Genomic DNA, 18,601 nt, shown 5'->3' with positions numbered 1-18,601 from the left:
GGCCACCGACCGGGCATCCTCATTCAAATGCGCCGCGAAGTACGCTGGGTACATCAGCAGGCGCATTACCACTGTACCCCCAAATCGCGCATGTGTGTTGGGAAGATTTACCGGAACAGTGTGACGCCGGTGACTGACCGGGCCCTTACGTACTGCGAAGAGCGGGCTATTGTGCGCTCCATGGAGACGCCTGACAACGCCACTGCACCCGAAGAAAAGACCGGGCACACCGGTATCGCAGCACAGGACTGGGACACGGCATCCGCCGAGCCCGCCTACCGCGCCGCGGTCGTGGATCTGCTGGGCGCGCTCGCGTACGGCGAGCTGGCCGCTTTCGAGCGGCTCGCGGAGGACGCCAAGCTCGCGCCCACGCTGTCCGACAAGGCGGAGCTGGCGAAGATGGCGTCCGCCGAGTTCCACCACTTCGAGCAGCTGAACAGCCGGCTCTCCGCCATCGGCGAGGAGCCGACGGGGGCCATGGAGCCGTTCGCCAAGGCCCTGGACGACTTCCACCGCCAGACCGCGCCGTCCGACTGGCTCGAAGGCCTGGTCAAGGCGTACGTCGGCGACTCGATCGCCAGTGACTTCTACCGCGAGGTCGCGGCGCGGCTGGACTCGGACACCCGTGAGCTGGTGCTCGCCGTGCTCGACGACACCGGTCACGGAAACTTTGCGGTGGAAAAGGTGCGTGCGGCGATCGAGGCCGACCCGCGCTGCGGTGGGCGTCTCGCGCTGTGGGCCCGCAGGCTGATGGGCGAGGCGCTTTCGCAGGCCCAGCGGGTCGTCGCGGACCGGGACGCGCTGTCCACCATGCTCGTTGGGGGCGTCGCTGACGGCTTCGACCTCGCGGAGGTGGGGCGGATGTTCTCCCGGATCACCGAGGCCCACACCAAGCGCATGGCGGCGCTGGGCCTGGCGGCGTAACGGCCGGAGGCGCTACGCCGCCGCCGAACGGCGGATACGGCCCGTGGGGCGGACCAGCAGCGAGAGCAGGACCGCCCCCATCGCCACCGCGCCGATCAGTGTTGCGAGGACATGGCCGGGGCCCAGGGCGGAGTGGGTGACGTACGCACCGAAAAGCGCGCCGAGCGGGCCCGCGCTCAGCACCAGGCGCCGGGACGGCAGCCGGTCGGGCAGTCGGTGGACAGCCACCCACGCAAGAGCGAATCCCAGGGCGGCGGAGCCGAAAGCTTCCCAGATCACGTAGTTTCCTCCCGCGGAACCAAGGGGCAAATGGGTCATTGCCCGTACTACCCGCCGCTCGTGGAGTGCAACCCTCCGGGCGGCCGTTTCGGGGGCGGGAATCCGGGCGGAACAGACAGCGGAACAGACAGACGGAAGCGGCCCGGTGGGGAATCCCACCGGGCCGCTTCCGTCTGTCTGGTGCTGCGGTGCCACCGACGCCTACACGGCGCCGAAGCCCACCTTGCGCGCTGCGGACTCGCCGATTTCCACGTACGCGATCCGGTCACCGGGGATGAGGACCGTACGGCCCTTGGCGTCCCTCAGGCTGAGCAGCTGTGCCTTGCCGGCCAGCGCGTCGGATACCGCGCGCTCGACCTCCTCGGCGGACTGCCCGCTCTCCAGAACGATCTCCCGGGGCGTGTGCTGCACGCCGATCTTGACCTCCACGGCTAAGTCCCTCCGACGGTCGGTGCTGCGGTGCGCGACAAGTCGCGCAGTACGCAGCACACATTAGCCCGGTGAGGGGACCCCGAATGCGGCGACGCCGCACGCCAGAAGCGAACACGCACCGGGAACAAGCTCCGGGAACACGGTCCCGTAGCCCTCAGTTCTGATCCGTGCCGTGCAGCGGGAAGCCCGCGATGCCGCGCCAGGCGAGGGAGGTCAGGAGATTCACCGCGGTCTCGCGCGGGATGGTGCTGCCACTGGAGAGCCAGAAGCGGGCGACCACCTGGGAGACGCCGCCCAGACCGACGGCCAGCATCATCGACTCGTCCCTCGACAGGCCGGTGTCCTCGGCGATGACCTCACTGATCGCCTCGGCGCACTGCAGCGACACCCGGTCGACGCGCTCGCGCACGGCGGGCTCGTTGGTCAGGTCGGACTCGAAGACGAGGCGGAACGCGCCGCCCTCGTCCTGGACGTACGCGAAGTACGCGTCCATCGTCGCGGCCACACGCTGCTTGTTGTCCGTGGTCGATGCGAGGGCGGTGCGTACCGCATGGAGCAGCGACTCGCAGTGCTGGTCGAGCAGGGCCAGGTAGAGCTCCAGCTTCCCCGGGAAGTGCTGATAGAGAACCGGCTTGCTGACTCCGGCGCGCTCGGCGATGTCGTCCATCGCCGCCGCGTGGTACCCCTGCGCGACAAAGACCTCTTGCGCGGCGCCCAGGAGCTGATTGCGTCGGGCTCGGCGTGGCAGGCGGGTGCCTCGCGGGCGGGCCGCTTCTGTCTGCTCGGTGGCTGTCACGCCGCCTCCCATGTCTTTCAATGTCGCGGCCTTTCAACAGCACGGCTATTTCCGTGTGCGGTGGTGCGCCACGGCCGCCATCGTACTTTTGGGTAACCCGGCTGTGTGCGGTGCGGACGCAGAATTTCACGGTATGGGCGGCGGGGGAAGGCTGATCAAGGACGGATCAGCGGTAGTCGTCCTCGTCGAGCGCTACGACGCGGGCCTGTTCCACGGCGTCCGCCTCGTTCGCGGCATCACGATCGATGCCGGTCAGCGGGGTGTCCCTGTCCTGTCGCAGGTCGGTGTGCTGCTCGACGGCATCGGCCTCGGTAGCCTCTCCGTCGATGTCCGCACGCTCATCGTCGGACTCCTCGAAAGTTTCCGGATCGGTGGGATCGACGGTCATGATGACTCCCCTTCTCAGTGAATCCGACGAAAACAGGGGTCAGGGCCGAGTGCCCTTCATCCGAGCGTAGAAGCACCCGGCGCGGGCCGCTACGCGATCTGTGACGCCGAACACACGATCCATCGCGTGATCGTCTCGTAACATTGCCGCATGTCTTCGACCGAGCTGCCCGGATTCAGCGTCGCCGCCGCCCCGGTTCCACGGGTCAGTACGGTGCGGGCCGCCGAGGGGGAGAAGCTGCGAAGCGTCACCCTGCCGGGGCTGACGCTGAACGTGCGCTCTCGTTCCCCGGTACGCACCGGACTGCCGCCCGCCCTGTACGTGCACGGGCTCGGCGGGTCCTCGCAGAACTGGTCGGCCCTGATGCCGCTGCTCGACGACTGCCTGGACAGTGAGGCGGTCGACCTGCCCGGCTTCGGGGACTCCCCGCCGCCCGACGACGGCAACTACTCGATCACCGGCCACGCGCGCGTGGTCATCCGGCTGCTCGACGCCGGCGGGCACGGACCCGTCCATCTCTTCGGGAACTCGCTGGGCGGAGCCGTCGCCACGCGCGTCGCCGCCGTCCGGCCCGACCTGGTGCGCACGCTCACTCTCGTCTCGCCCGCACTGCCCGAGATCAGGGTGCAGCGCACGGCGGTGCCGACGGCGCTGCTCGCGCTGCCCGGGGTCGCCTCGCTGTTCGCCAGGCTGAGCAAGGACTGGACCCCCGAGCAGCGCACCCAGGGGGTCATGGGGCTCTGTTACGGAGATCCCTCGATGATCACTCCCGAGGGGTTCGAGCACGCCGTGGAGGAGATGAAGCGGCGGCTCGAACTGCCTTATTTCTGGGATGCCATGACCCGCTCGGCGCGCGGCATCGTCGATGCGTACACACTGGGCGGACAGCACAACCTGTGGCGCCAGGCGGAACGGGTGCTCGTACCGACGCTGCTCGTCTACGGCGGACGGGACCAGCTCGTGTCGTACCGTATGGCGCGCAGGGCGGCAGCCGCCTTCCGTGACTCCAGGCTGCTGACACTGCCGGACGCCGGACACGTGGCGATGATGGAATACCCGGAGACGATCGCAAGAGCCTTCCGGGAACTGGTCAATGACTGCGGTAGGAGCTGATCCGGCGCGTGGGACGTCATAGTCGCCGAGGCCCCGCGCCCAAGGGCGGCGTGGAAGCCTCCGGCATACCACCGGAGAGAGTCGCGCCGGAAAGAGTTACGCAGGAAAGAGTCGCGGCAGCGCGGCCGGAGACGGACCAGGGACGCCGCACGCGGCCGACGGCCGACGGGCAGGGGACCTGGCAGGACGCCCGCGCCGTACCCCAGCAGCAGTACGAGCAGTACGACCAGCGCCGCGGCTCGCACAGCGGCCCCGGCACTCCTGCGCAGGGCGCGCCGCAGGCCCGCGGCGGGCATCCCGAGCAGCGTGAGCCGGGCGGCGGCTGGGGCGAGTCCGCGGGGCGCCACGGCGACTGGAGCGGAGTGCCGCGCGCCACACCTTTCGGGGGCGGGCCGCGGATACCGGGACCGCGTCAGGAGTTCATGGAGGCTTTCGACGCCCCGCGCACGATGACGGGCCCGGTGGCGACCGGCACGGCGACGGCCGCCGCCGCTGCGGGGACCGCGACACAAGATCCGTTCGCCTCGGTCACCGACTGGGACCGCCGTGGGCCGGCCGCTCACGCCGTCACCGACTGGGACCGTCGCGGGACGCCGGACGTCCAGGTGAACGGACTCGCGGCGGATGCGAATGCGGACGGTGACGGTGACGGTGACGGTGTCGACGGCGAGTACGCCGACGAGGCTCCGGCCAAGGGCGGCAAGGGGCGGACCTTCACGGGGATCGCCGCCGCCGCGGTGACCACCGTGCTCGCCGTGGTCGTGGCCGGGCAGGTCGCGCAGGGCGAGAAGGCGCAGGTCGCGGCCCCGGCCGCGGGTGAGCAGCGCAGTACCGAGGACAGCGACGCCTCACGCGCCGGCAAGAGCGAGCGGACCCCGCCCAAGGAGGCGGTGGCCGCCCCGGCGACGTACGAGCAGAAGATGGCCGTGCCCCTGCCGCTCGACCCCAAGCTGCGGATGAAGGGCGACTTCGAGGCGGTCGGCGGATTTCAGCAGGCGCCCGGCAAGGGGCAGAAATTCTCCTACCGGGTGGACGTCGAAAAGGGACTCGGGTTCGACAACGCACTGTTCGCCGAGGCCGTGCAGAAAACCCTGAACGACGACCGGAGCTGGGCGCACAACGGCGCGATGACTTTCGAGCGCGTTTCGACCGGCCGGCCGGATTTCGTCATTACGCTCGCGAGCCCCGGGACCACGGGCGAGTGGTGCGCCAAGTCCGGTCTGGACACGACGATCGACAATGTCAGCTGTGATTCGGCCGCGACCGACCGCGTCATGATCAATGCTTTCCGCTGGGCGCAGGGGGCCGAGACCTTCGGCAAGGACCGGATGTTCGAGTACCGGCAGATGCTGATCAACCATGAGGTCGGGCACCGCCTCGGGCACGGCCATGTGAGCTGCCGGACGCCCGGTGCGCTCGCGCCGATCATGCAGCAGCAGACGAAGACACTCGACCTCGAAGGGGTCAAGTGCAAGCCCAACCCCTGGGCGCACCCCGGTAGTTGAGGAGTGCAGGCCAGGAGGTGATCGAGACGCGCAGGCCATGGGCCGCGGCCTGACCTTCCGTAACTGAATCGCACCGTAGCGCGACTGAACGCTACTGGGGGGCGAAAGTTACGCGTGTTCACCCCTTCTGGTGGTGCGATGGACAACCGTCCGTCGTGCCACCGGTCTGTCCGCATACGGTCGTCCCGCTGCGAGTCGCCGACCAACGGCGGCCGCCCACAAGGGAGATCGGGGGTGCATTCGTGCGGATCGGACTGCTGACGGAGGGTGGCTATCCGTATGCGACCGGTGAGTCCAGGCTCTGGTGCGACCGGCTCGTGCGCGGGCTCGCGCAGCACGAATTCGACATCTACGCACTGAGCCGCAGCGCGCACCAGGAGGAGCAGGGGTGGATCCAGCTGCCGCCCCAGGTGCAGCGGGTGCGCACCGCGCCGCTGTGGGCGCCGGACGACGACGGCAGCACATACGGGCGGCGTGACCGCCGCCGCTTCGCCGGGCACTTCAAGGAACTGGCCGGCGCGATCTGCTCACCCGACGAGGACGGCGCGGGCGGCCGTTTCGCCGCCGGTCTGTACGGGCTCGCGGAACTGGCCCGCGAGCGGGGCGGCCTGCATGCCGCCCTGCGCTCCGAAATCGCCGTACGCGCCCTGGAGTCGGCCTGCCGCGCCCCCCGCGCGAACGGTGCGGTACGCGCCGCCCGGGTCCCCGACTACCTCGACTTCGTCGACCTCCTGGAGCGCGCCCTGCGCCCGCTCTCGCTCGACTGGTACGGCGAGAGGAGCCTCGGCGCGGTCGATCTGTGCCACGCCGCGGCGGGCGGTTCGGCGGCCCTTCCCGGCCTGTTGGCCAAACGCTTCTTCGGAGTGCCGCTGCTGGTCACCGAGTACGGCGTGCAACTGCGCGCGCACTACCTCGACACGAGCGGCGCGCCCCGCAGCGCGCCGGTGCGGGCACTGATCGCGGCCTTCCACGGCAAGCTGGCCGCCGAGGTGTACGCGAACGCGGCACTCGTCACGCCCGGCAATACCCACGCCAGGCGGTGGCAGGAGCGGTGCGGCGCCGACCGCGCGAAGCTGCGCACCATCTACCCCGGCATGGAGTCCGACCGCTTCGCCGCGGTGGGGGAGGGCGGCGGCGGCGACCCCCGCACCCTCGTCTGGGTCGGCCGCATCGAGCCCGCCAAGGACCTCATCTCACTGCTGCACGCCTTCGCCGACGTCCGCAGGGAGGAGCCGCAGGCCCGGCTCCGGCTCGTCTTCAATCAGCAGGGCGCCGGGGCCGCCGAGAACCCCGAGGCTGTCGCGTACCTCGCCCACTGCAAGGCGCTCGCCGCCCAGCTCTTCTCGGACGAGGCGACCGGCGCGCACGCCGTCGGCGACAACCCGGTCTCCTTCGAGGAGATCGGCGGCCCGGACGTGCCCGACCTGGCCGAGGCCTATGGGGCCGGCCGGGTCGTGGTGCTCTCCAGCGTGGTCGAGGGTTTCCCGATCAGCCTGGTCGAGGCGATGTTCTGCGGGCGCGCGACCGTGTCGACGGATGTCGGCGCGGTCGTCGAAGTCATCGGCGGTACGGGCCTGGTGGTCCCGCCGCGCAACCCCCGCGCCCTGGCCGACGCGTGCTTGGCGCTGCTGCGCGACCCGGAGCGCGCGGAGCGGCTGGGCGCGGCGGCGCGTGCGCGGGCGCTCGAACTCTTCACCGTCGAGCAGAACCTCGCGGCATTTCGGGGCATTTACCTGGAGCTCATGTCGCACTGTCCGGTGCGACGCGAAGCCCTCGACGAGGACGGCGCCCCACTGCCCTTCGGAAACCCGGCGGAGGCGCATGTGCGGGGCCGCTGGGCGGGTGGCGGTGCGGGTGGTGCGGGTGGCGCGGCCGACTGTCCGGCTGAGGACGTGCCGGGTGAGGTGCCGGGCGCCGGGTTGGGGGCTGGGCCGACCGACGTGTCTGGGGCCGGGTCGACCGACGTGCCGGGGGGCGGGCCGGGTGGCGGAGGGTCCGTGCCGGGCCCGGCGGGTGGGCCCCAAGGCGCCCCTGCCGCGCCCCCCGTGACCACTTCCGTCCAGGAGGTACGCGCATGAGCAGCATCAGAACGCCGAGTGCGTCCGACACATCGCGCCCGTCCGACACGTCGGGCCTATCCGACACATCGCGCCCGTCCGACACATCGGGCCTATCCGATACATCTCGCTCTTCCGATACATCCTGCCCGTCCGGCATGCCGGTCGTCCCCGAGTTCCCGGTGGCGTCCGACGAGCCCTGCGCGCCCGTCGACCAGGGCGGCTGGGACAGCAGTTCGGAGTCCCTGCTACCGCTCCCGGCCCCGGGAACCGGAGCGGTTCCGGCAGCGGCCCCGCTCCCGGTCCCGCAGGTGGCTGCCGCGCTGCGCGGCCCCTCGGCAGCGGCACCGACGCTCGGTGCGAGCCCCGCGCGGCGTGGCCCCGCCGATCCCGTACGGGCGCTCATACATCGGCACCGCGAGTTGTGCGAGCGGGCCGTCGACCCGCTGGAGATCGCCGCCGGCCTGGAGGCGCACGGCGTGACCGACAGGACCGCGGCGCGCTTCCGCCACCGGGACGTCTTCTCCCTCGCCGAGGAGCTCTACGCACGCGTGCCGCGCGCCGGAGACGGGGACGACGGCGTACACAACGGGGAAGGGGCGGTCAAAGCCGCCTCCGCGCCCCCGGCGCAGGGGACTTCCCCGCGCGCCGGCTGGATCGCGTACACGCTGCTCCCGGGCGCCGCTTGCGCCCTCACCGTCACCGGGCTCGGGCTCACCACCGGCGAGGTACGGCTCGCGGTGGGCGCGGCGGGCGTACTCGTTGTGGCCCTCGCTCTCTCTCTTTGTCTGCGACACGGCCCGCTGCGCGCCGAGCGGCGCCCGCCGCCCGCCGCGCGCCTGTGGGTGCTCTGGCTGCTCGGCTACGCACTGCTCGGCGACGGGCTCATCGAACAACTCGTCAGCGGTGGCCCTGAAGGACCCTGGCCCTTGACGACGGCGTCCCTCGTGGGCCTCGCCGCGGCCGTGGCCCCCGCAGCCTGGTGTGCGCACCTTCTGGCCGCACAGGCGCGCCGGAAACTCACCACGAGCCGCGGCACCGAGGAGTTCGCCGCAGCCGCCCGGCCGCTGCTGCTGGGCGTCACCGCACTGTTCGTGTGCGCCCTCGTCTGCCTCCAGCTCGTCTGCCTCCAGCTACTCGACGGAGCCGCGCCGGGTGACGCGGGCCTGGCGGCGGTCCTGCCCGCCGTCACCCTCGGCACGCTCCTCTTCCTTGCGAGGCTGCTCACCGTCCACGGCTTCCCCGAACCCGCCTCGGCCGGCCTCGCCGTGGCAACCGGCCTGCAGATGACGGCACTTGTCGCCGTCCTCGCCGCCCGGCTGCCCGGCTGCGGGTTCATCGCCCGGCCCGTCGAAGCCGTCATCCGGGCCGGCGGTGCGGGCACCGTGCCCACCGTCGCCTGCGCCGTCGCGGCGCTCGGCCTGTTCGTGCACGCCACCGCGGCTCTCTCCCGTGCCTCCGCCCACGCGGCCCGGCACGGCTGACCCGCCCCTCCAGCCCCCCAGCCTCCCGCGGAGCCGACGCCGCGGGCGACCCCGAAACACCCGCCGCATCACCCTCGAAGGAGAACGTGACCATGACCACCCAACCCCCAGCTTCAGGCAGTCGGCACCGAGGGGGCGCACGATGAGGGTGCTACTGCTCGGTGCCAACGGATACCTCGGCCGCTTCGTCGCCGACCGGCTGCTCGCGGACCCGGCGGTGCAGCTCACGGCTCTCGGCCGGGGCGACGACGCCGACGTACGGTTCGACCTCGCCACCGGCAGCCCGGGAGCACTGACCCGCTTCCTGGACGCCGTACACCCGGGAGTCGTCATCAATTGCGCGGGGGCCACCCGTGGCGGTGCCCGCGACCTGACCCGCCACAACACCATCGCCGTCGCCACGGTCTGCGAGGCTCTGCGCCGCAGCGGCTGCGGGGCGCGGCTGGTGCAGCTCGGCTGCGCTGCCGAGTACGGGCCCTCCCAGCCCGGTTCGTCCACGGCCGAGGACGCGGTGCCGCGCCCCGGCGGCCCGTACGGCGTGAGCAAGCTCGCCGCCACCGAGCTGGTGCTCGGCTCCGATCTGGACGCCGTGGTGCTGCGCGTCTTCTCGCCGGTCGGCCCCGGCACCCCGGCGGGCTCACCCCTCGGCCGGCTCGCCGAGGCCATGCGCCGCGCCATGCAGTCCGGGGACGGCGAGCTCAAGCTCAGCGGCCTGGGTGTGCAGCGCGACTTCGTCGACGTACGCGATGTGGCGCGCGCCGTGCACGCCGCCTCGCTCTCCGCCGCCCAGGGCGTCGTCAACATCGGCACCGGCCGCGCGGTGCGGCTGCGCGACGCGGCCGCCGTCCTGGCGAGAGTCGCGGGCTACGCCGGCACGCTCCACGAGCTCGACGCCCCCTCCGCCTACTCCGCCGGAAGCGCGGCGGCGACGGCGCGCAACGGCGGGGCGGGGGGTGTACTCACCACGGTGGGCGCCCCCCGGGGCGAGACGCCCCCCGAGCACCTGGGGGGCGGCCCGTTCCCGTACCCCGACGGCTGCGGCAGCTGGCAGCAGGCAGATGTCCGCACAGCACGCGACCGGCTCGGCTGGCGCCCCCGTATCAACCTGGAGGAGTCCCTCGCCGACATCTGGATGGAGGCGGCATGTCGCATCTGACCACGGCAGGCACCCGGTTCGCGGCGCCCGCCGCCGACCGGATGGGCGTCGGCGTCCCCGGCTACGCGCACCCCTTGGTCGCCCCCATGGAGTGGGCCGAACTGACCCGCCCGGGAACCCCACTGCACTGGGCGGTGCTCAACGTCGCGAACGGGCCCGGTGCCCGACCCGACCCGCACTGCCTGGAGGCGGCGGGCCGCCTCAGCAACGCGGGCGTCCGGGTGCTGGGGCGGATCGACATGACGTACGGGGCGCGGCCCTTCGGGGAGATCGTCACCGACGCGCAGCGCTTCCTCGACTGGTACCGGGTCGACGGGTTCTATCTGGACCGCTGCCCCACCGGGCGGACATCCCTGCCCGAAGTGCGGCGTACGACCTCCACACTGGCCGCGCTCACCGAGGACGAGGGGCACCTGGTCCTCGGCCACGGCACACATCCGTACCCCGGCTACGCCGAAACCGCCGACCAGCTGGTGACCTTCTCCGGCCCCTGGACCGACTACCGCTGGTCGCAGGTCGCGGAGTGGACGGCGGACTATCCGCCGGAGCGCTTCTGTCACCTCGTGTACGGCGTGCCGCGCATGCACCTGGAGGAGGCGGTGCGGATCGCCCGCTGGCAGGGCGCCGGCACGGTCTATCTGACCGACCACAGCGACCGCGATGGACAAAACGACCCATTCGAGACACTGCCCGGTTGCTGGGACGAAATCGTCTCGCGGATCGGACCGGGTGTCTCGGAATGAGAAGGGGCGTGGCAGTGTTACGCGGAGAACAACCGTACTGATTGACCGACCTACGGAGTCCCCGTGTCGCTGCCACCCCTGGTCGAGCCCGCTGCGGAGCTCACCGTCGACGAGGTTCGCAGGTACTCCCGCCACCTGATCATCCCGGATGTCGGGATGGACGGGCAGAAGCGGCTCAAGAACGCCAAGGTGCTCGCCGTTGGTGCGGGCGGCCTTGGCTCGCCGGCGCTGATGTACCTGGCCGCGGCCGGTGTCGGCACACTCGGCATCGTGGAATTCGACGAGGTCGACGAGTCGAACCTGCAGCGCCAGATCATCCACAGCCAGGCCGACATCGGCCGCTCGAAGGCCCAGTCCGCGAAGGACTCGGTCCTCGGCATCAACCCGTACGTCAATGTTGTCCTTCACGAAGAGCGGCTCGAAGCCGAGAACGTGATGGAGATCTTCTCCCAGTACGACCTGATCGTCGACGGCACGGACAACTTCGCGACCCGCTACCTGGTCAACGACGCGTGCGTCCTGCTGAACAAGCCGTACGTCTGGGGCTCGATCTACCGCTTCGACGGCCAGGCGTCCGTCTTCTGGTCCGAGCACGGCCCCTGCTACCGCTGCCTCTACCCCGAGCCCCCGCCCCCCGGCATGGTCCCGTCCTGCTCCGAGGGTGGCGTGCTGGGCGTGCTCTGCGCGTCCATCGGCTCGATCCAGGTCACCGAGGCCATCAAGGTCCTGACCGGCATCGGTGATGCCCTGGTCGGCCGCCTGATGATCTACGACGCCCTGGAGATGCAGTACCGCCAGGTCAAGGTCCGCAAGGACCCCGACTGCGCGGTCTGCGGCGAGAACCCGACCGTCACCGAGCTCATCGACTACGAGGCCTTCTGCGGCGTCGTGTCCGAGGAGGCGCAGGAGGCGGCCGCCGGTTCGACGATCACTCCCAAGCAGCTCAAGGAGTGGATCGACGCCGACGAGAAGATCGAGATCATCGACGTCCGCGAGCCGAACGAGTACGAGATCGTCTCGATCCCCGGCGCCAAGCTGATCCCGAAGGGCGAGTTCCTGATGGGCACGGCCCTGGCTTCGCTGCCGCAGGACAGGAAGATCGTCCTGCACTGCAAGACGGGTGTCCGCAGCGCGGAGGTCCTCGCGGTGCTCAAGTCCGCGGGCTTCGCGGACGCGGTGCACGTGGGTGGCGGCGTGATCGGCTGGGTCCACCAGATCGAGCCGGAGAAGCCGATCTACTAGGCCTGTAGGCCTGTAGGCCTGTTTGCTGTTCCTGAGGGGGCGGCCCGCACGAAGTCGTGCGGGCCGCCCCCTTTTCGGCGTTCAGCCGGTCCGCTGCTTCTCAGCCCGTCCGGCACCTTCCAGCGCGTCGAGGGGCCCCTCCCATGCCCTTCAGGCAATGGGGAGTTTGAGGACGGGGGGCTGGGGCGGAGCCCCCACGCGGCGCAGCCGCAAAATGTCACAGCCGGGAAGGGGCGGGTAGGGGAAAGGCCCCGCGCAGCGGCCACCTCGCCCCCACACGCCTCAAGAACAGGTCGTCCCCGCCCCCGGAACCACGCCGTCCAGGAAGTGCTGATCCACGGCCCGGCCTATGCAAGCGTCTCCCGTCAGATACGCCCCGTGCCCCTCACCCTCGTACGTGATCTGCACGCCCACGCCCGCACCCAGCTCCTCGACCATCCGCAACGACCCCTCGTAGGGCGTGGCCGGGTCGCCCTTCCCGCCGATGACCAGGATCGGCGGCGCACCCTTCGCGCCGACCTCGGGGGTCTCGTGCTCGCCGATGACCGGCCAGGCGGCGCACCAGCCCGCCAGGTCCCAGGCCAGGTACGGGCCGAAGGCGGAGGAGACCTTGCGGAATTCGGCCAGGTGGGTCGCCCTGACCTGGCCGGCACTCACCCGGCCCTTGGCGTCGGCGCAGGATATGGCGCGCTGGGCGTGGTGCGCAGTGCCATAACTGCCGTCCTGGTCACGGTCGTTGTAGGAATCGGCGAGCCGCAACAGCGGCGTACCGTCGCCGCCCTCCGCCTCGCGCAGGCCCTTCGTCAGCAGGGGCCAGCTGTCCTCGCCGTAGAGCGGGGAGAGGATGCCGGTGACCGCGAGGCTCTGGGTGAGCGGGCGCCCGGACTCGGTCGTCAGCGGCTCGCGGTCGAGCCGCTCCAGCAGTCGCACGACGCGCGCGGTGCCCGCGGCGGCGGTGCTGCCGGTGCTCCTGGAGTAGTTGTCGAAGGCGCGCTGGAAGCCCAGAGCCTGATTGCGCGAGTGGCGGACGATGTCCGCGGACGGGTCGACGACCGCGTCCAGTGCGAGGCGCCCGACCTTCCGGGGGAACAAGTGGGCGTAGACGCCGCCCAGTTCCGTTCCGTACGAGAAGCCGAAGTAGTTCAGCTTCTTGTCGCCGAGGACCTCACGCACGAGGTCCATGTCGCGGGCGGCGTTGCTCGTGCCGACATGCGGCAGCACCTTGCCGGAGCGCTTGGCGCAGCCCGCGCCGAAGGCCACGGAGTCGTCGAGGTAGGCCTTCTCCTCGGCGGGGGTGTCGGGGGTGGAGTCCAGCTCCAAGGAGGTCGCCGTCTGCCGGTCGTCGCGGCAGACGACCGCGGAGCTCTCGGCGACTCCGCGCGGATCGAAGCTCACCAGGTCGTAGCGGGCGTGCAGCGCGGCGAACTCCTCGGCGAAGCCGGGGAGTCCGGTCACTCCGGAGCCACCGGGACCGCCGAAGTTGAAGAGGAGCGAGCCGAGCCGACGGTCGGCGTCCTCGGCCTTCGAACGGATCAGGGCTATGCCGATCGTCTCCCCGGCCGGCTCGCGGTAGTCCAGCGGCGCGGTGAGTGTCGCGCACTGCCACGCGCCGCCGGGCGCGCGGGCCGCGCTGCCGAGCGCCTTGCGGGGCGCCGCGCAGCGCGACCAGTCGAGCCGCTGGTCCGTCAGCGCGGCAGGCAGGGCGGGGCGTTCGCCGTCGGCTTCCCTCCCGGCTTCCCTCCCGGCTTCCCTCCCGGTTTCCCTGCCCTTGGCAGTGCCCGCCGGTGTGGAGGCCGCAGGGGGCTTGTTCTCGGGATCCCCGGCGCCCGTGGCGCCGCTGTCGCAGCCCACAGCCGCGGCCGCTGTCAGCAGCGCAGCCGCCGCCAGGGCTGCCGCCCGTACACGTCCCGCCATCGTGGCCCCCCGCGAGCGCTCACCACTCGAATACAGGTTCGCCATCCTAGGCGGGCCCTATGACAACGAGTCCGCCGCGCCTACGCGACGGACCCGACGGCAAGGAGTCCGCTGCGCCTACCCGCAGACCTTCCCGTCCTCCGGGACCTTGCCGTCCAGCAGATACGCGTTCACAGCGCCCTGCACACACTTGTCGCCGCTGTTGTACGAGCCGTGCCCCTCGCCCTTGTACGTCAGCTCCACGCCCACACCCTTGCCCAGCTCGTCGGCCATCTTCCGGGCCCCCGCATAGGGGGTCGCCGGGTCGCCGGTGTTGCCGATGACGAGGATCGGGGCCGAGCCGGGGGCGCTCACGTCCGGAGTCGTCCACTCGCCGGGCACCGGCCACTTGGTGCAGCCCATCAGGCCCCAGCCCAGGAAGTCGCCGAACACGGGCGAGACCTTCCGGAACTCAGGGAGCTTCGCCTTGGTCTGCTCGATGGTGTGACGGTCCTTGTAGTCCACGCAGTTGATGGCCGTGTTGGCCGCGCCGATGTTGCTGTACGAACCGTCGGGGCTACGGCCGTTCATGGAGTCGGACAGGGACAGGAGGGACTGGCCGTTCCCGCCGTCCGCCTCGTCGAGCCCCCTCTCCAGGTACTCCCAGTACTCCCGCGAGTAGAGGGTCTGAGCGATGCCGTTGGTGGCCTGGGTCTGGGTCAGCTCACGGTCGCCGATGCCAGGGATCGGCTTCTTGTCGAGCCTCTTGAGGAGGTCGACGATGAAGGCCTCGATCTCCTTCACATCGCTGCCGGGCAGGGTGCACTCGTCGCCGCGGTCGACGCAGTCCTTGGCGAAGTTGTCGAGAGCGAGCTGGAAGCCCTTGGCCTGGCCGAGCGAGCCCTGTTCGGAGGGCTGGGTGGGATCGACGACGGCGTCGAAGACGGCCCGGCCGACGTTCTTGGGGAACAAGTGGGCGTAGACGCCGCCCAGTTCCGTGCCGTACGAGATCCCGAAGTAGTTCAGCTTCTTGTCGCCGAGCACCTGACGCATCAGGTCCATGTCGCGGGCGGCATTGGTGGTGCCGACGTACGGAAGGTCGTCGCCCGAGTTCTTCTCGCAGGCCGACGAGTACGCCGCGAGGCCGTCGGTGAAGGTCTTCTCCTCGGCGGCGTCGTCCGGGGTGCTGTCCTCGGCGTAGTACGCGTCCAGCTGCTTGTCGTCCTCGCACTCGACGCCGACGCTGCGGCCGACGCCGCGCGGGTCGAAGCTCACCAGGTCGTAGCGGGAGCGCAGCCGCTCGTAGTCCGCGGCCAGGGAGGGCAGGCCGGTCACTCCGGAGCCACCGGGGCCGCCGAAGTTGAAAACGAGCGAGCCGATGCGCTGGTCCGTGTCGCGGGCCTTCGCTCGTACCAGCGCCAGCTCGATCGTGCCGCCGTCCGGCTTCGCGTAGTCGCGCGGGGCGTCCATGAAGGCGCACTGCCACTCGGCGCCGCCGGGCAGCGGCGAGGGCGCTTCGCCGCCGCCTTCCGCGGCGGACGGGGCCGGGCAGTCCTTCCAGTCCAGCTTCTGGGAAGCGAGGTCCTTGGACTTGCCCCGGTCGTTGTCCGTGGACTTGTCCTTGCCCCGGTCGCCGCTGTCGGAACAGCCGGCGAGGGACACGAGGACGGCGGTGGCGGCGGCAACGGCCGAGGCGCGCAGGAGTGCGCCGCGCCGGGCGGAGGAAGTCGGCATGACTCCATCGTGCGACGGGGCGCCGGAGCGTGCCGCCCCGGGGGCGCCATTCGTGACCCCCGGGCGCACGCCCTGGGGCGCACGAAGGCTCAGAGCGCGCCCTTGCGAGTGAGGTAATTGAAGGCGAACCATCCTGGCAGCACCGGCAGCCAGAACGTCACCAGCCGGTACAGCAACACCGCTGGGGTAGCAATCACCGCAGGCAGACCTGCGATGGTAAGTGCTGTGATGAGCGCGCCCTCGACCGCGCCGACGCCGCCGGGTGTCGGCACTGCGGAACCGATGGCGTTTGCGGTCAGGAAGACCAATGCGATGGTCGCGTAGCTAAGCCTTTCGCCACCGTCCGTGCCGCTGAAAGCGCGGATTGAGGCGTCCAGGCACATAACAAAGGTCAACGTCAGCAGGATCATCCCGCCGATGCCGGTGATCAGCTTCTGCGGCCTCTGCAGTACGTCGAGCATGCGCGGTACGACGCCGGCGAACAGCGACCGCACCCGGGTGGCCACGAACTTGCGCAGCGTGGGGACGGCCGTCACGACCAGCACGAGCACGGCCGCCGTCAGCAGCCCGGCGATCACCGTCCTGGACGGCGACATGGTGGGGGTCCGTTCGGTCCCGGTCAGGTAGCCGAACGTCATCAGCAGCACGATGTGGCTCGCGAGACCGAACAGTTGGGACGCGCCGACACTCGCCACCGCGAGTCCGGGCCGCACCCCCGCCCGCTGGAGGAAGCGGGTGTTGAGCGCGACCCCGCCGACGGCCGCGGGGGCGACCAGCTTCACGAACGAACCGGCGACCTGCGCCATGATCGTGCGCCGCCACGGCACCTTCTCGGGGACGAAGCCCAGCAGGCTCATCGCCGCCGCCGGATAGCTGAGCGCGGACAGCGCCACGGCTGCCGCGACCCAGCCCCACTGCGCCTGACCGAGCTGGCTGATGCCGTTGTCCGTCAGTGCCGAGATCAGGAAGTACGCCGCGAACGCGCCCGCGATGAAGCTGAGCAGTGTGCGTGGCTTGATGCGCTCCAGGCGGGCCGGCTCGACCGGCGCCTGCGGGCGGATGAGCAGCACCTCGTGGCGGATCTGTGTCAGCAGGTCCTCCTCGCGTGCCCCCTCAAGCGCCTCGTCGATGGCCTCCTTCTCTGCCTTCTTCCCGGCGCGTACGGCTTTGCGGCCGCCGGGGGCGGCCTCCGCCTCGGCGGCCTCGTTCGCCTTGGCCGCCTTGGCCGCCTGCGAGGCCTCAAGCACCGCCTCGCGCTCGCGCTGCGAGCGCTCCCTCGCCAGCTTGCGCAGCGTCGCGCGGGTGGAGCGGCTGAGCGCGATCGGCTGGAGCAGCGGCAGACTGTCGGCGACGGCGTCCGGGCCGAGCACGGCGACGGCGGCGGCCACGGAGCGCTGCGCGCCCGTGCGCAGGCCGAGCGTGGTGAGCAGCTGGGCGATGTCCATCCGCAGTACGACGTCACCCGCGGCGATCTCGCCACCCCGCAGGTCCGTGAGGATCACCGTGCCGGAACGATCCACCAAGATCGCGTCGCCGACGAGTCTGCGATGCGCGATGCGCCGAGACTGGAGTGCCCGCACCTGACGCCAGGCGCCCTGCAGCAGCTCATCGGTGATCTCTTCGTCGTGGAGCGAGTCCAGGGAACGGCCGCCCAGGTGCTCGTACACCAGCATGACGGCGTCGGGTCCGAGCTCGGAGGTGGCGATCAGCTTCGGTGCGTTGGCGCCGGCGGCGATGGCGGCATACGCCAGCAGCGCCTCTTGTTCGAGGGCCTGGCGCAGTGACTGGATGGAGCGGCGCTGGGTGATGCCGCGCAGTGTCATCCGGCGCCACACCCGGTAGAAGAAGCCCTGCGCCTGCTGCTCGCGGTCGACGACCGTGATGTCCAGCGGCGGGCCGTCCTCCAGGGTGACGAAATAGCGGCGGCCCCGGTCGCCCTGATCCGCGGAGTCGGGGACGTCCTCGGCGCGCATCGCGGTCACGGGGCGGAATCCGACGTGCCGAAGGCCCGCGAGGAGGGTCTGGCCGGTGGGCCGGACGTTCGGTGAGCCGACGGCGTAGAGCGTGCCGTACGCGACGGTCCAGCCGATCAGCACGGTGAGAAGGATGGAGAACGGGGTGGTCTGCCGGCCGACCAGCACGGTGAAGGAATTGAGCAGCAGCACCGCCCACAGAGCCACCCGCCAGCGCGGCCTGCGGGCCATTCCCACTGCTGTCATATAGGCGATGACGGGCGCGAGGTAACCGTGCACGGGATCGGTGAGATCGCCGCCCCCGGTGGGCTGTGTGAGGGCGTTCCTGATGGTCTCGGGCGCCGCGTCGGAGACCCACAGGTCGGTCGCGAGAGACACACCGTGGGCGAGGACGGCCGCGAGCACGCCGTCCGCGATGCGCAGCCCGTCGCGCTTGACCAGTCGCTCGATCGCGAAGGCGACCGGCAGGATCAGAACGGCGATGCTGGAGATCAGCCCCGCCAGTTTGATGAAGACATCGGGCGTCTGTCCGGTGCCCTTACTGATGTCCTCTTCAAGACCGGCGGTCGTGCCGTGAGCGAAGGCGGCCATGGCGAGTACGCAGGCGATGCCGAAGATGCCGATGAGGAGGCGCAGCAGGTCGGCGGGGCGGTGCACGCGCGCGGAGAGCAACGGCTCGTCGCCGGACACCCGGTCGATGTGCTCGCCCTCTTTACAGAGCTCCGGTTTCTCGGCTGCGGCCTGCCCGGTCGTCTCGTCCGATGCGTCGGGAGCCTTGTCGAAGGCCTCGCCCAGGGCTCCTTCGGGCGCTTCGCCGGGCACGTCAGGGTGTGGCTCGGCGCCAGGAGTGCTCGCTGCCGGTGGAGGCTGCAAGCTCTGCTC

At 70.9% G+C, this 18,601-nt stretch carries 15 protein-coding genes; 8 read left to right on the top strand and 7 right to left on the bottom strand.

The window, feature by feature from the left end; translation table 11 throughout:
* Nucleotides 1-180 precede the first annotated feature (180 nt).
* Nucleotides 181-924: a ferritin-like fold-containing protein gene (locus ABCR94_RS10665; protein WP_347118963.1), complete on the top strand. Its 744-nt coding sequence runs from the start codon at nucleotides 181-183 to the stop codon at nucleotides 922-924.
* Between the two features lie 12 nt (nucleotides 925-936).
* Here ABCR94_RS10665 and ABCR94_RS10660 read toward each other — a convergent pair whose 3' ends face one another.
* The 4 genes from ABCR94_RS10660 to ABCR94_RS10645 form a co-directional block, all read right to left on the bottom strand.
* Nucleotides 937-1,203, bottom strand: coding sequence for a hypothetical protein (locus ABCR94_RS10660; RefSeq protein ID WP_347118962.1), 267 nt, complete (start codon nucleotides 1,201-1,203; stop codon nucleotides 937-939).
* Nucleotides 1,204-1,404: 201 nt separating this feature from the next.
* Nucleotides 1,405-1,632 (bottom strand): DUF3107 domain-containing protein, encoded by a 228-nt coding sequence (locus tag ABCR94_RS10655; RefSeq protein ID WP_347118961.1) that lies wholly within the window; start codon nucleotides 1,630-1,632, stop codon nucleotides 1,405-1,407.
* 157 nt (nucleotides 1,633-1,789) lie between these two features.
* Nucleotides 1,790-2,431: a TetR/AcrR family transcriptional regulator gene (locus ABCR94_RS10650; protein ID WP_347118960.1), complete on the bottom strand. Its 642-nt coding sequence runs from the start codon at nucleotides 2,429-2,431 to the stop codon at nucleotides 1,790-1,792.
* A gap of 166 nt (nucleotides 2,432-2,597) precedes the next feature.
* Nucleotides 2,598-2,819, bottom strand: coding sequence for an Rv3202a family protein (locus tag ABCR94_RS10645; protein WP_347118959.1), 222 nt, complete (start codon nucleotides 2,817-2,819; stop codon nucleotides 2,598-2,600).
* A gap of 150 nt (nucleotides 2,820-2,969) precedes the next feature.
* Here ABCR94_RS10645 and ABCR94_RS10640 point away from each other — a divergent pair, with 150 nt between their 5' ends.
* The 7 genes from ABCR94_RS10640 (at nucleotide 2,970) to moeZ (ending at nucleotide 12,119) form a co-directional block, all read left to right on the top strand.
* A complete protein-coding gene (locus ABCR94_RS10640) occupies nucleotides 2,970-3,932 on the top strand; it encodes an alpha/beta fold hydrolase (protein ID WP_347118958.1) in 963 nt (320 codons plus the stop codon).
* Nucleotides 3,933-3,940: 8 nt separating this feature from the next.
* Complete coding sequence (locus ABCR94_RS10635; protein ID WP_347118957.1) at nucleotides 3,941-5,437, top strand: DUF3152 domain-containing protein; 1,497 nt, start codon at nucleotides 3,941-3,943, stop codon at nucleotides 5,435-5,437.
* 242 nt (nucleotides 5,438-5,679) lie between these two features.
* Nucleotides 5,680-7,515 (top strand): DUF3492 domain-containing protein, encoded by a 1,836-nt coding sequence (locus ABCR94_RS10630; RefSeq protein ID WP_347118956.1) that lies wholly within the window; start codon nucleotides 5,680-5,682, stop codon nucleotides 7,513-7,515.
* A 137-nt stretch (nucleotides 7,516-7,652) separates the two neighbouring features.
* Complete coding sequence (locus tag ABCR94_RS10625; protein WP_347118955.1) at nucleotides 7,653-8,978, top strand: hypothetical protein; 1,326 nt, start codon at nucleotides 7,653-7,655, stop codon at nucleotides 8,976-8,978.
* Between the two features lie 142 nt (nucleotides 8,979-9,120).
* On the top strand, nucleotides 9,121-10,134 hold the full coding sequence (locus tag ABCR94_RS10620) for an SDR family oxidoreductase (protein ID WP_347118954.1): 1,014 nt from the start codon (nucleotides 9,121-9,123) through the stop codon (nucleotides 10,132-10,134).
* On the top strand, nucleotides 10,122-10,877 hold the full coding sequence (locus ABCR94_RS10615) for a spherulation-specific family 4 protein (protein ID WP_347118953.1): 756 nt from the start codon (nucleotides 10,122-10,124) through the stop codon (nucleotides 10,875-10,877). Before ABCR94_RS10620 ends, ABCR94_RS10615 begins: the two co-directional genes overlap by 13 nt.
* Nucleotides 10,878-10,940: 63 nt before the next feature.
* A complete protein-coding gene (moeZ, locus tag ABCR94_RS10610; RefSeq protein WP_283522711.1) occupies nucleotides 10,941-12,119 on the top strand; it encodes an adenylyltransferase/sulfurtransferase MoeZ in 1,179 nt (392 codons plus the stop codon).
* Between the two features lie 282 nt (nucleotides 12,120-12,401).
* Here moeZ and ABCR94_RS10605 read toward each other — a convergent pair whose 3' ends face one another.
* The 3 genes from ABCR94_RS10605 to ABCR94_RS10595 form a co-directional block, all read right to left on the bottom strand.
* Nucleotides 12,402-14,033 (bottom strand): alpha/beta hydrolase, encoded by a 1,632-nt coding sequence (locus ABCR94_RS10605; RefSeq protein WP_347118952.1) that lies wholly within the window; start codon nucleotides 14,031-14,033, stop codon nucleotides 12,402-12,404.
* Nucleotides 14,034-14,150: 117 nt separating this feature from the next.
* Nucleotides 14,151-15,746: an alpha/beta hydrolase gene (locus ABCR94_RS10600; RefSeq protein WP_347118951.1), complete on the bottom strand. Its 1,596-nt coding sequence runs from the start codon at nucleotides 15,744-15,746 to the stop codon at nucleotides 14,151-14,153.
* Between the two features lie 89 nt (nucleotides 15,747-15,835).
* A complete protein-coding gene (locus ABCR94_RS10595) occupies nucleotides 15,836-18,592 on the bottom strand; it encodes a lysylphosphatidylglycerol synthase transmembrane domain-containing protein (RefSeq protein ID WP_347118950.1) in 2,757 nt (918 codons plus the stop codon).
* Nucleotides 18,593-18,601 lie beyond the last annotated feature (9 nt).

Source organism: Streptomyces changchenzhani (assembly GCF_039766235.1).
GTDB lineage: Bacteria > Actinomycetota > Actinomycetes > Streptomycetales > Streptomycetaceae > Streptomyces.
The sequence above is the reverse complement of the archived record's forward strand: the minus strand, read 5'-3'. Positions and strand labels throughout refer to the sequence as shown.

Excerpts from the sequence above, each read along its gene's own strand:
- ABCR94_RS10605 (WP_347118952.1), bottom strand. The coding sequence starts at position 14,033 with ATGGCGGGACGTGTACGGGCGGCAGCCCTGGCGGCGGCTGCGCTGCTG.
- ABCR94_RS10615 (WP_347118953.1), top strand. The coding sequence starts at position 10,122 with ATGTCGCATCTGACCACGGCAGGCACCCGGTTCGCGGCGCCCGCCGCC.
- ABCR94_RS10665 (WP_347118963.1), top strand. The coding sequence starts at position 181 with ATGGAGACGCCTGACAACGCCACTGCACCCGAAGAAAAGACCGGGCAC.
- ABCR94_RS10600 (WP_347118951.1), bottom strand. The coding sequence starts at position 15,746 with ATGCCGACTTCCTCCGCCCGGCGCGGCGCACTCCTGCGCGCCTCGGCC.
- ABCR94_RS10625 (WP_347118955.1), top strand. The coding sequence starts at position 7,653 with ATGCCGGTCGTCCCCGAGTTCCCGGTGGCGTCCGACGAGCCCTGCGCG.
- ABCR94_RS10645 (WP_347118959.1), bottom strand. The coding sequence starts at position 2,819 with ATGACCGTCGATCCCACCGATCCGGAAACTTTCGAGGAGTCCGACGAT.
- ABCR94_RS10620 (WP_347118954.1), top strand. The coding sequence starts at position 9,121 with ATGAGGGTGCTACTGCTCGGTGCCAACGGATACCTCGGCCGCTTCGTC.
- ABCR94_RS10640 (WP_347118958.1), top strand. The coding sequence starts at position 2,970 with ATGTCTTCGACCGAGCTGCCCGGATTCAGCGTCGCCGCCGCCCCGGTT.